Below are 11,326 nucleotides of genomic sequence, written 5' to 3'. Positions count from 1 at the left end.
ATTAAAGCAGCAGTTTTTGGTCGTGCTCTGTCAGGCGGTTGACAGGTTCGGCTATGATAAGCCCTTTGTTTTATCGGCCCTACTTCGGGCCACGTACTTCGTCTGTTCAAGGATCCTATGAGCAAGCCCACTGTCGACCCTACCTCGAATTCCAAGGCCGGACCTGCCGTCCCGGTCAATTTCCTGCGCCCGATCATCCAGGCGGACCTGGATTCGGGCAAGCACACGCAGATCGTCACCCGTTTCCCGCCTGAGCCCAACGGTTACCTGCACATCGGCCATGCCAAGTCGATTTGTGTGAACTTCGGCTTGGCCCAGGAGTTCGGTGGCGTCACGCACCTGCGTTTCGACGACACCAACCCGGCCAAGGAAGACCAGGAATACATCGACGCCATCGAAAGCGACATCAAGTGGCTGGGCTTTGAATGGTCCGGTGAAGTGCGCTATGCCTCCAAGTATTTCGACCAGTTGTTCGACTGGGCCGTGGAGCTGATCAAGGCCGGCAAGGCCTATGTCGACGACCTGACCCCGGAGCAGGCCAAGGAATACCGCGGCAGCCTGACTGAGCCTGGCAAGAACAGCCCGTTCCGCGAGCGTTCGGTAGAAGAGAACCTGGACTGGTTCACCCGCATGCGCGACGGCGAGTTCCCGGACGGCGCCCGCGTACTGCGGGCCAAGATCGACATGGCCTCGCCGAACATGAACCTGCGCGACCCGATCATGTACCGCATCCGCCACGCCCATCACCACCAGACCGGTGACAAGTGGTGCATCTATCCCAACTACGATTTCACCCACGGTCAGTCGGACGCCATCGAAGGCATCACCCACTCCATCTGCACCCTGGAGTTTGAAAGCCATCGCCCGCTGTACGAATGGTTCCTCGACAGCCTGCCGGTGCCGGCGCACCCGCATCAGTACGAGTTCAGCCGCCTGAACCTGAACTACACCATCACCAGCAAGCGCAAGCTCAAGCAACTGGTCGATGAAAAGCACGTGTTCGGCTGGGATGACCCACGCATGTCGACCCTGTCGGGCTTCCGCCGTCGCGGTTACACCCCGGCCTCGATCCGCAACTTCTGCGAGATGGTCGGCACCAACCGCTCCGACGGTGTGGTTGACTACGGCATGCTTGAGTTCAGCATCCGCCAGGACCTCGACGCGAACGCACCGCGCGCCATGTGCGTGCTGCGTCCGTTGAAAGTCGTGATCACCAACTACCCAGAAGGCCAGGTCGAGCACCTCGAACTGCCGCGCCATCCACAGAAAGAAGAGCTGGGCGTGCGCAAGCTGCCGTTCGCTCGTGAAATCTACATCGACCGCGATGACTTCATGGAAGCGCCGCCCAAGGGCTACAAGCGCCTGGAGCCGAACGGCGAAGTGCGCCTGCGCGGCAGCTACGTGATCCGCGCCGATGAAGCGATCAAGGACGCCGAGGGCAACATCGTCGAACTGCGTTGCTCCTACGATCCAGACACCCTGGGCAAGAACCCGGAAGGCCGTAAGGTCAAAGGCGTGGTGCACTGGGTGCCGGCGGCGGCCAGCATCGAGTGCGAAGTGCGCCTGTACGATCGTCTGTTCCGTTCGGCCAACCCCGAGAAGGCCGAAGACAGCGCCAGCTTCCTGGACAACATCAACCCTGACTCCCTGCAAGTGCTGACCGGTTGTCGTGCCGAACCGTCTTTGGGCGACGCACAGCCGGAAGACCGTTTCCAGTTCGAGCGCGAAGGCTACTTCTGCGCGGATATCAAGGACTCGAAACCTGGTCAGCCGGTATTCAACCGTACCGTGACCTTGCGTGATTCGTGGGGCCAGTGATTCAGTCTTAAGGATTCGTCGTGCTAACGATCTACAACACGCTCAGCAAGAGCAAAGAAGTCTTCAAGCCGCTGGATGGCAACAAGGTGCGCATGTACGTGTGCGGCATGACCGTGTACGACTATTGCCACATCGGCCACGGCCGCAGCATGGTTGCCTTTGACCTGGTGACCCGCTGGTTGCGTTTCAGCGGCTATGACTTGACCTATGTGCGCAACATCACCGACATCGACGACAAGATCATCAACCGCGCCAATGAAAACGGCGAGTCGTTCGACGCGCTGACCGAGCGCATGATCGCCGCCATGCATGAGGACGAGGCGCGCCTCAATATCCTCAAGCCAGACATGGAACCACGCGCCACGGACCATATCCCTGGCATGCACGCGATGATCCAGACCTTGATCGACAAGGGCTACGCCTACGCCCCGGGCAATGGCGACGTGTACTACCGCGTCGCCAAGTTCATGGGCTACGGCAAGCTGTCGCGCAAGAAAATCGAAGACCTGCGCATCGGCGCCCGCATCGAAGTCGACGAAGCCAAGCAAGACCCGCTGGACTTCGTGCTGTGGAAGGCCACCAAGCCCGGCGAGCCGAGCTGGGAATCGCCCTGGGGCGCCGGGCGTCCGGGCTGGCACATCGAATGCTCGGTGATGTCCACCTGCTGCCTGGGCGAGACCTTTGACATTCATGGCGGCGGTAGCGATCTTGAGTTCCCCCACCACGAAAACGAAATCGCCCAAAGCGAAGCGGCCACCGGCAAGACCTACGCCAATGCGTGGATGCATTGCGGCATGATTCGCATCAATGGCGAGAAGATGTCCAAGTCCTTGAACAACTTCTTCACCATCCGCGACGTGCTGGAAAAGTATCACCCAGAGGTTGTGCGTTACCTGCTGGTATCGAGTCATTACCGCAGCGCCATCAACTACTCGGAAGACAACCTCAAGGACGCCAAGGGCGCCCTGGAACGGTTCTACCACGCGTTGAAAGGCCTGCCGGTGGTGGCGCCGGCCGGTGGCGAGGCATTTGTTGAACGCTTCACCACGGTGATGAACGACGACTTCGGCACCCCCGAAGCCTGCGCGGTGCTGTTCGAGATGGTCCGCGAGATCAACCGCCTGCGCGAGAGCGAGCTCGCCGCCGCGGCCGGCCTGGCGGCCCGCCTCAAGGAATTGGCCAGCGTGCTGGGCGTGCTGCAAATGGAAGCCGACGACTTCCTGCAAGCCGGCGCCGAAGGGCGTGTGGACGCAGCCCAAGTCGACGCCCTGATCCAGGCCCGCCTGAATGCCCGTGCCAACAAGGACTGGGCAGAGTCCGACCGCATCCGCGACCAACTCACCGCCATGGGCGTGGTGTTGGAAGACGGCAAGGGCGGGACGACGTGGCGTTTGGCTGACTGACGGCTGATTGCTTCAAACTGAATAAAACGCCCCGACTGGTACGGGGCGTTTTTGTTTGTGGTGGTTTGGTGAGTCAAGGCTGCTTGATGGCATACCGGCTCTGGACAAAGCCATTGTCCGAGGTACAGGTGGCGATGTGGCGAAGCTCACATTCATGCCCGATTTGACCGAACAACGGAATTCCCTGACCTAGCAGAATCGGAATACGGGTGATGATCAACTCATTGAGCAGGCCTGCTTCAAGAAATGCCTGGATGGTCTGGCCGCCATCGATATAGAGGTGCTTCATACCGCGCTCGGCCAGTTGCTCGACGAGATGGCGGACTGGTCATCGCCGATTAATCTGGATGGTTAATCGGCCTTCCTTTTTCATCCCCCGTTCCACATTGAACGATGGCGCTGTTCACCAATAGCTCAACTCCTTCCAGCATCCGACATATCCCTAGCGCTACACACCGTGCAGTGCCGTCTATTTCAAACGCTAAATGTGTTGCCAGTGCTTGAGCCGACGCAAGGTCCTCCGAAGCGTTGATCAACAACGTCTCTGCATCTATTCCTTTGCGCACGATGAAGATGCCATGGTCTTCAGCCGGCCGCTTTGTTTCAGTAGGAGGGTTCAGATAGTAGTCAATCGCTCGGTGAGCAGCCGCGTGAAGCGAGGTTGAGTCTAATGGCGGGTTGGGACTGTGTTTGATCATGGCAAAGCTCCTAGAGTTATGGAGCTACTACCCATCGCTGCGAAACGATACCGGGTGGCAGCTGTACGCAGGTTCGCAGACCGGGACTCTAGGAACCCGGCATACCCGAAGGTATCCCGCGCACAGCCGCCATAACATCAGGCATAAAAAAGCGCCCGCTATCTTGTGGGGGACGCTGTGCGTCTAGAGTTTAACCGGGCTGCGAAACCCGGTCGCTGAATTTGCAGCGACTGCCGAAGATTATTGGGGCGTCTTCCGAGTGGCAACCCTAAAACGCTGTCGGAGAAATCTGAGGGGGAGGGGGCGAATTTCTTAAATTCGATTAAATAAATCCTCCTTTTTGTCCAGGGTTACCAGGTGGATGGGTCCTCCTGGCTGGCTTTGTCCAGATCGTCTTTCCATTTATCACTGGCTAATCTATAAATTTCCTCAAAAAAATCTCGAGGATCCTCTATTTCATCTTCATTCCAGGCCATGCTTGTATATTCATCATGATTGTCCTCAAAGAAAGCGTGAAAATTAAAATCTTTGCTGTCTAGAGAGTGCTTCAAGGTTTTCATAAGAGTGTATCTGTGTCTGTATGAAAGCTGCTCGTCTGGATCAAGACAGTATTTGAGGATCAATTTTTTTCTATCTTCTGAGTTGTTTGGGTTGTACTTTGACAGTTCAACTCCTTTGCTCTCTTCTTGGTCATAAATATCAAAAATACCCACAAAATAATTCAAGCTTGCATCGAAAGCTATATGGATGGAAAGTGGATGGAATAGCATTTTTATCTTCTTTCTCTGGGAGGTAGTGTGAATGGCTTTCCATCTTTACGGAACTTCATTTCGGTACCGTTCATGGCTTCATTTGAAATTAGATTTTGGATAAATGGGGCGGATCTATTTAGCAAGGTGTACAGATAACGACTGTAAGTGTTTGCCGAGCATCAAGCCTTAGTGGTTGGCTTCATCCAGATGCACAAGTTAAAGGGGAATGGGGTATTAAGGTATTGATTTTCAAGTGAATAGCTCCCGTCTAGATGTTTGTTGGGTAAAGTGAAATGTTTTTTGTTTTTAAATTTACATATTTTGGAGCATGGTCGGGCTTTTCTTTCAGGTCTATAAGGATTATTGAAGACCCAATGCGTAGGGCTGCGCAATTATCATCATCCCCTAAGATCAGTTCTGCAGTTATGTAGGTAATGCTGTCTATGACCTCTATTTTTTCTCATGTCGGGGTGATTGGGTAATATTACTTTTCCAACAAAAAATATCATTCAGGTCGAATTCGACATCAATATGCTCTCCGATTTTCGGCGTCGGGCCTATCCACGCTGCTACACCACATCCGGCAGATATCTCATAATTAACATAAGGTTTGTCGCGATAAGTAAATATGCTTAGTATTTTTACAATCATTTTATTTCTTCTGTAGTGGTACTCTGATGACTGAGTTGTCGACGTTCATGGTTTTGTTTTTTAGTTCTAAAGTTCAGGTTTCTTCATGATAGTGATGCTTGGTCGGTTTGCTATTCATTTCGTGAGCCCCATCGGACTAAGTGGACGGATCTGTTTAACGCTGCGCAAGAACACTGATCGTGAGTGTTTTCCGCCGTTCATGCAGAGATTAATGGCTCGTGGGCGGACCAATGGAAGCTTACTGCTGTATTGACTCGCGATTAAATAGAGTTGTCCCGTTTATCCATTTTTCGTTGTCTCTCCGTGGTAGCGGATAAGGCATTCGAGCAGTACTTCCATGAACTGTCTTTGGTCTATTATTTCGTCTTCAAAATAAGTATCTAAAAGATAAAAAACGGAGTCGAAAGTGTCGTTGATTGACAGGTAGTGGCTAATCGTATTTATAAACCATTGTTGTTCCTCTTTCGTATACGTGAAGAATTCAGGCTTTGTCAGAGTGTCGAATAGTTCAGAGAGTTCTTTTCGGTCATTGACATTTTTTGATACTATGATTTCCTCTCTTTCCAGATTTTTTGTGTTTTCTATATTGTATGTGAAAAGCAAGCCGCGAATTATTGATAGTTTTGGCTGTCGTTTTATTTTAAAAGTCCGTCTAAGGCGATAAAGAAGGCGGATCTATTTAACACAGTGCACAGATGACGACTATAAGCGTTTGCCGAGTATCACGCCTTAGTGGTTGGCTTCATCCAGGCGCACAAGTTAAGAGGGGCATTAATGGCGGACTTTTTTAATTGGCTCGGGATTAAATATGTCCGTCACTTTTTATCAACGCTCATCACACCGTAGTGGATGGTTTCATCCAAGCATACAAACTCAGGAATGATAGGCGATCAATGGCGGATCTATTACTGCATCGACTCGCGATCAAATAGATCTGTCCCGTACTTCGCTTTGATGTTTAAGCCCAGAGCACGCAATCATGGTCATCCAGATGAACCAAAAACGATAGATTATGATCAGTGACCCAGAACGGATAACCAGTTGTTTCGCCTATTAGCAGCGCAAGATCTTTTGCGTTTTCGAGTTTCCATGCTCTATAACTAGTCTCAAAAACCAAAAGAATGAGGTCGTTCTTTTTTATTCGGCCTGGTATTTCCTTCCAAAAATCAGGGTTGTGTTCGGTGTGTTTTTCGTTGAAATCTACTGGATCTAGTACATTTTTTTCGGTTTTAAAATATTTTTTGGTTAAAGTGGATATTAATGTTTCAAGCTCTTCAGAGTTGAGCTTTCTTGAGGCGATGTTCAACGTGTTTAGAGTTTCATCTAATTCTTTTTCTAGATGATTCATCACGGTGCTCCGATTCGTGAGCCGATAAATGGGCCGGATCTATTTAACAAAGTGCACAGATAACGACTGTAAGCGTTTGCCGAGCATCATGCCTTAGTGGTTGGCTTCATCCAGATGCACAAGTTAAAGGGGAGTGGGGCGTTAAGGTATTGATTTTCAAGTAAATAGCTCCCGTCTAGACGTTTGTTGGGTAAGGGGGGAAGGGACGGACCTATTATTGCATTGACTTGCGATCAAATAGAATCGTCCCGTTTGTTACGTTTGGTAGTGTATATGTTTTGTGTGCAGTCAAGTTTTTCAGCTGTATAGCTACCTGCAATTACTATAAAAATCACATCGCCTCCATCACTGGATGTGAAGCAATAACTAGTCCCTGTCTCATTTGGATCTACTCTTGTTGCCTCCACTGAGAGAGGCGTGTCAGTGGTTTCGTACATTTCGGATATTTCAGATCCGATCGTACCTATCCCTTGGAAGGCGATTAGTTCGTGGAAGGTTATTAGCCATAGCTGCTCCTGCCAGTCTGAAAACTCTATTGATAGCGTGCTTCTATCGCACATTAGTTTTTCTATTGTTCCGTCTGAAACGGGAAGTTTCTTCATCTTAAGGTCCTGGATGTTTTTCGATAAAGGGGACCGATAAAGGGGACGGATCTATCGCAGTATTGACTCGCGATTAAATAGATTTGTCCCGTTTATCCGCACGCACCTATTGAAATTAACCATTGCTTATAAAAAGTCGCTTGGTCTTGCGGGTCATTTGTCAGATTGTGTTCTTCGTAGTCGAATATATGAACGATATCTTCGTGGGTGGCGTGTTTGCCTAAGGTCAGCTCATATGCAACCAAACCGGCCGCCATCTGCGAGGCCATGCTGGAAGGTCTGACATTTATTTTTGCGCCTTTACAGAGAAATACTATATGGGGTAGGTCGGTTCTCATTTTTGCGAAACAGTTATATATGTTTGCTTCTCGATAGATTTTTTTGAAATCGTCGGCTTCTGAAAAGCCTAACATCATGCGTGTAGAGTCGTATTTTACCTCCGCGTCTACTTTTTGGCCGTCTATGATCGCCTTTATGGTTTTTGTGCGGATATTTCCAAGGGGCTTAAAGTGGCTGGGCATCGGGTGGTCAGGTTGAAAAGAATTTTTCCACTTGGTATGGAATTCAGCTTGTTCTTGAATGTCGTTGGTCAGGTTGTTTTCTTCATGATCGAATATTCGCACCAATTTTTGGTTCGGGTCGCCTAATGTTGACTCATGGAGCGCGACTCCGCTTAGTCTTGTGTATGAAGAGTAAAATACGTTGACTTTTGAGCCTTTGCATAAAAATTTTATGTCGCTGAAGTCTTTGCGTAATAACCCAAAGCTGTGAAAGATACTAGGGGTGGAGTATTTCTTATGGGTTTGATTGGCGAATGTTATATGTAAGGTGCATGTGTGTTTGTCGTATTCGATAGTCGCGGTTTCGATTTTGTTTTTCTTGATTATTTTTATTTCCATGTTTTTCATATTTGGCTTTTTTATGTGCTCTAATGTGTTTTTTTTGTGTAAAGGTCGGTTGTAGGGGTTAAGGGCTTTAGGAAAAATAATTTACCAAGTATGCTGGTCTTCAAGGCTAGCCTTTTGAAGTTCATCTTTCCATTCTTCATTTGCAATGCGATAAATTTCCATGAAGAATCCTCGCGGGTTCTCTATTTCTGTCTCATCCCAAGCCATCGTTATGTGTGCGTCATGGTCACTTTCAAATTCTTTGGAAAAATTGAAGCCGGGTGTTAACAGTGCGTCTTTGAGTATCGCTATTAATACGTAGCGATGACGGTAGGGCAGGTACATGAGGTCTTTTAAAATAAAAGATCTAATGATCGTTTCTCTATCTTTTATATTGTTAGGGTTGTAATTCCAAAGTGCCTCGCCTTTGGTCTCTTCTCGGTCGTATATTGATAATGCAGCCAATATATATGATAGGGCCGGCTCAAAAGGTTTGTCTGTGAAAGGGGGGGTCAGCATAGGGTGCTCAATATGGACATGCGGTGAATGGGCGGGTAGGATTGTTTTTGTCGAGTCTCACTTTTGCTTCGTTTGTTTTATTATGGTTTTTGCTCTGCGATTATATGTTCGTTTAATTTGCTGGCTATATGGTTTAGCCACAATGGCCCTGACTTTCACTGTTGTGGGGTAGTAACGGTAGTACTGTTCCTGCAATAGGTTTTTTTGGGGAGCTAAGGGACGGATCTATTTATCGTTACCAGCTAGACGGATCTTCCTGGCTGGCTTTGTCCAGATCATCTTTCCATTTATCACTGGCTAATCTATAAATTTCCTCAAAAAAATCTCGAGGATCCTCTATTTCATCTTCATTCCAGGCCATGCTTGTATATTCATCATGATTGTCCTCAAAGAAAGCGTGAAAATTAAAATCTTTGCTGTCTAGAGAGTGCTTCAAGGTTTTCATAAGAGTGTATCTGTGTCTGTATGAAAGCTGCTCGTCTGGATCAAGACAGTATTTGATGATCAGTTTTTCTCTATCTTCTGAGTTGTTTGGGTTGTACTTTGATAGTTCAAATTCTTTGCTCTCTTCTTGGTCATAAATATCAAAAGTGCCCACAAAATAATTCAAGCTTGCATCGAAAGGTATATGGCTGGAAAGTGGATGGGATAGCATTTTTATCTTCCTCCTCTGGGGGGTAGTGTGAATACTGTTCCATCTTTACGGAACTTCATTTCGGATTAAATATGCTCGTCACTTTTATCGCTGATATGCCGGTTCTGGACAAGGCTGTCGATACTGGGCGCATTAAAGTATTGACTTTCAAGTGAATGGATCTCGTCTAGACGTCTGTTGGGTAAAGTGAAATGCTTGTTGTTTTTAAGTTTACATATTTTGGAGCATGGTCGGGTTTTTCTTTCAGGTCTATAAGGATTATTGAAGATCCAATGCGTAGGGCTGCGTAATTATCATCATTCCCTAAGATCAGTTCTGCAGTTATGTAGGTAATGCTGTCTATGATCTCTATTTTTTCCTCATGTTGGGGTGATTGGGTAATATTATTTTTCCAACAAAAAATATCATTCAGGTCGAATTCAACATCAATATGCTCTCCGATTTTCGGTATCGGGCCTATCCACGTTGCTACACCACATCCGGCAGATGTCTCATAATTAACATAAGGTTTGTCGTCGTGAGAAAATATTTTTAGTATTTTTACAATCATTTTATTTCTTCTGTAGTGGTACTCTGATGACTGAGTTGTCGACGTTCATGGTTTTGTTTTTTAGTTCTAAAGTCCATGTTTCTTCATGGTAGTGATGCTTGGTCGGTTTGCTATTCATTTCGTGAGGCCCATAACGAATACTTCTTGTACCATCTGCAGAAACTAACCTGTCGGGGTCTGGTTTTCCAGTTCTTGGATGAATGTTTGTATAGGGGCCATCACCTAAAAACTCACCCCATTTTAGAGTGACTTCTTCTGGTTTTACCGGTTTACTCGCATAGATTTCCTTGTGGTAGCCCATTTCAGGGGTAGTGTTTGATACGACTGAAACCGAAGGTGTTCCTGCGTTGGCCTTCTTTTTTGCTGGATCTCCAATATCAGTGCTTGGCTTACACCCATCCCCACCCGGACACGTATTCAACCCCAACGGATCCACCCACCCCGTAGGGTTGGGCACATACAAATACCCGTTCACCCCACCCGCCAACTTCACCGGGTCGGGGGTCAAATAGCGGCCATTATCTGGATTGTAGTAGCGATGCCGGTTGTAATGCAGCCCGCTTTCCTGGTCGAAATACTGCCCCTGAAAACGCAGTGGATTATCGACGGTGCTCACGTCTAGCCGGGTGATTTTCCCGTAGGCAAGGTAGTGGGCGGACCAGACGATTTTGCCTTGCGCGTTGGTCAGTTCCTGCGGCGTACCCAGATGGTCCAGTTGGTAGTGGAAGGCCTGGGTATTGGCCGGACCAAACCCTTCCAACAAAGCCAACGGCCTGAAGCTGTCAGGCTCGTAGAGATAACTGCGATGCTGCCCCGCCGTGTGTTCGGCGATGATCTTGTCGCCTTGCCAGAAAAACTCAGTCGTTTTGCCCGCCACGGTTTTGCAGATACGCCGCCCAAACGGGTCATAGCGATAGCTGGCCTGGCTGCCGTCCGGTTGCGTGACGCCGATCAGGCGGTGCTGGCAGTCGTAGCGGTATTCGGTGACCCACTGCTGCGCGCGGCCACGGCGTTCGCGTATGAGGTTTCCGAAGGCGTCGTAGTCGTAATGCCGGTCGCCTTGCAGTAATAGGCGGTTGCCGACGACGATGCCGGGCCCTGGGCGGTCTTGCATCAGCAGGTTGCCCGCCGGGTCGTGGGTGAAACGTTCGGTGGGGGCCTGGGAGTGGTCGGCGCGGGTCAGGCGGTCGAGAGGGTCGTAGTGGTAGTCGTGCTGGCCCTGGCGGGTGTCGAGCCGGCGGGTGAGGTTGCCGCTTTTGTCGTAGGTGTAGCGGCGCAGGCCGTGGGCGTGTTCGTGTTGGGCCAGGCGGCCCTGGTCGTCGTAGTGGTAGTGGCTGAGCAGTTGGCCCTGCTGGCGCTGGTGCTCGCGGCCGGCCTGGAACAGGTGTGAGGTGAGGGTCCGGCCATTCAGGTCGACAGTGGCAAGGTGCCCGCCCTTGTCGT

The 11,326-nt window shown here is 49.6% G+C and carries 11 protein-coding genes and 1 pseudogene; 2 read left to right on the top strand and 10 right to left on the bottom strand.

Annotated features, from left to right (window positions below):
• Positions 1-117: 117 nt before the first annotated feature.
• Positions 118-1,818 carry a glutamine--tRNA ligase/YqeY domain fusion protein gene (locus BLL38_RS25060; protein ID WP_076964741.1) on the top strand — a complete coding sequence of 567 codons (1,701 nt, stop codon included), beginning with the start codon at positions 118-120 and terminating at the stop codon, positions 1,816-1,818.
• A 20-nt stretch (positions 1,819-1,838) separates the two neighbouring features.
• Positions 1,839-3,221: a cysteine--tRNA ligase gene (gene cysS / locus BLL38_RS25055; RefSeq protein ID WP_076964740.1), complete on the top strand. Its 1,383-nt coding sequence runs from the start codon at positions 1,839-1,841 to the stop codon at positions 3,219-3,221.
• 73 nt (positions 3,222-3,294) lie between these two features.
• Here cysS and BLL38_RS25050 read toward each other — a convergent pair.
• The 10 genes and pseudogenes from BLL38_RS25050 to BLL38_RS25000 form a co-directional block, all read right to left on the bottom strand.
• Positions 3,295-3,537 (bottom strand): annotated as a pseudogene (locus BLL38_RS25050) (dihydrofolate reductase family protein); the annotation flags it as partial.
• A 22-nt stretch (positions 3,538-3,559) separates the two neighbouring features.
• A complete protein-coding gene (locus BLL38_RS25045; protein ID WP_076964739.1) occupies positions 3,560-3,919 on the bottom strand; it encodes a DUF6124 family protein in 360 nt (119 codons plus the stop codon).
• A gap of 350 nt (positions 3,920-4,269) precedes the next feature.
• A complete protein-coding gene (locus BLL38_RS25040) occupies positions 4,270-4,689 on the bottom strand; it encodes a hypothetical protein (RefSeq protein WP_076964738.1) in 420 nt (139 codons plus the stop codon).
• A 1,591-nt stretch (positions 4,690-6,280) separates the two neighbouring features.
• Positions 6,281-6,670 (bottom strand): hypothetical protein, encoded by a 390-nt coding sequence (locus BLL38_RS25030; protein ID WP_076964736.1) that lies wholly within the window; start codon positions 6,668-6,670, stop codon positions 6,281-6,283.
• A 233-nt stretch (positions 6,671-6,903) separates the two neighbouring features.
• Entirely contained in the window at positions 6,904-7,272 is a 369-nt protein-coding gene (locus BLL38_RS25025) for a hypothetical protein (RefSeq protein ID WP_076964735.1), read from the bottom strand.
• A gap of 92 nt (positions 7,273-7,364) precedes the next feature.
• On the bottom strand, positions 7,365-8,180 hold the full coding sequence (locus BLL38_RS31525) for a hypothetical protein (protein ID WP_232243839.1): 816 nt from the start codon (positions 8,178-8,180) through the stop codon (positions 7,365-7,367).
• 81 nt (positions 8,181-8,261) lie between these two features.
• On the bottom strand, positions 8,262-8,678 hold the full coding sequence (locus BLL38_RS25015; protein WP_076964734.1) for a hypothetical protein: 417 nt from the start codon (positions 8,676-8,678) through the stop codon (positions 8,262-8,264).
• 235 nt (positions 8,679-8,913) lie between these two features.
• Positions 8,914-9,333: a hypothetical protein gene (locus tag BLL38_RS25010; RefSeq protein ID WP_076964733.1), complete on the bottom strand. Its 420-nt coding sequence runs from the start codon at positions 9,331-9,333 to the stop codon at positions 8,914-8,916.
• Positions 9,334-9,499: 166 nt separating this feature from the next.
• Positions 9,500-9,883 (bottom strand): hypothetical protein, encoded by a 384-nt coding sequence (locus tag BLL38_RS25005; RefSeq protein WP_076964732.1) that lies wholly within the window; start codon positions 9,881-9,883, stop codon positions 9,500-9,502.
• A 1-nt stretch (position 9,884) separates the two neighbouring features.
• A partial coding sequence (locus BLL38_RS25000; protein WP_139340782.1) for an RHS repeat domain-containing protein occupies positions 9,885-11,326 on the bottom strand: 1,442 nt, incomplete at its 5' end.

Origin of the sequence: Pseudomonas gessardii (assembly GCF_001983165.1) — a bacterium.
Classification (GTDB): Bacteria; Pseudomonadota; Gammaproteobacteria; order Pseudomonadales; family Pseudomonadaceae; genus Aquipseudomonas; species Aquipseudomonas gessardii.
The sequence above is the reverse complement of the archived record's forward strand: the minus strand, read 5'-3'. Positions and strand labels throughout refer to the sequence as shown.

Excerpts from the sequence above, each read along its gene's own strand:
- BLL38_RS25025 (WP_076964735.1), bottom strand. The coding sequence starts at position 7,272 with ATGAAGAAACTTCCCGTTTCAGACGGAACAATAGAAAAACTAATGTGC.
- BLL38_RS25045 (WP_076964739.1), bottom strand. The coding sequence starts at position 3,919 with ATGATCAAACACAGTCCCAACCCGCCATTAGACTCAACCTCGCTTCAC.
- BLL38_RS25015 (WP_076964734.1), bottom strand. The coding sequence starts at position 8,678 with ATGCTGACCCCCCCTTTCACAGACAAACCTTTTGAGCCGGCCCTATCA.
- BLL38_RS25010 (WP_076964733.1), bottom strand. The coding sequence starts at position 9,333 with ATGCTATCCCATCCACTTTCCAGCCATATACCTTTCGATGCAAGCTTG.
- BLL38_RS25030 (WP_076964736.1), bottom strand. The coding sequence starts at position 6,670 with ATGAATCATCTAGAAAAAGAATTAGATGAAACTCTAAACACGTTGAAC.
- BLL38_RS25005 (WP_076964732.1), bottom strand. The coding sequence starts at position 9,883 with ATGATTGTAAAAATACTAAAAATATTTTCTCACGACGACAAACCTTAT.
- BLL38_RS31525 (WP_232243839.1), bottom strand. The coding sequence starts at position 8,180 with ATGAAAAACATGGAAATAAAAATAATCAAGAAAAACAAAATCGAAACC.
- BLL38_RS25060 (WP_076964741.1), top strand. The coding sequence starts at position 118 with ATGAGCAAGCCCACTGTCGACCCTACCTCGAATTCCAAGGCCGGACCT.
- BLL38_RS25040 (WP_076964738.1), bottom strand. The coding sequence starts at position 4,689 with ATGCTATTCCATCCACTTTCCATCCATATAGCTTTCGATGCAAGCTTG.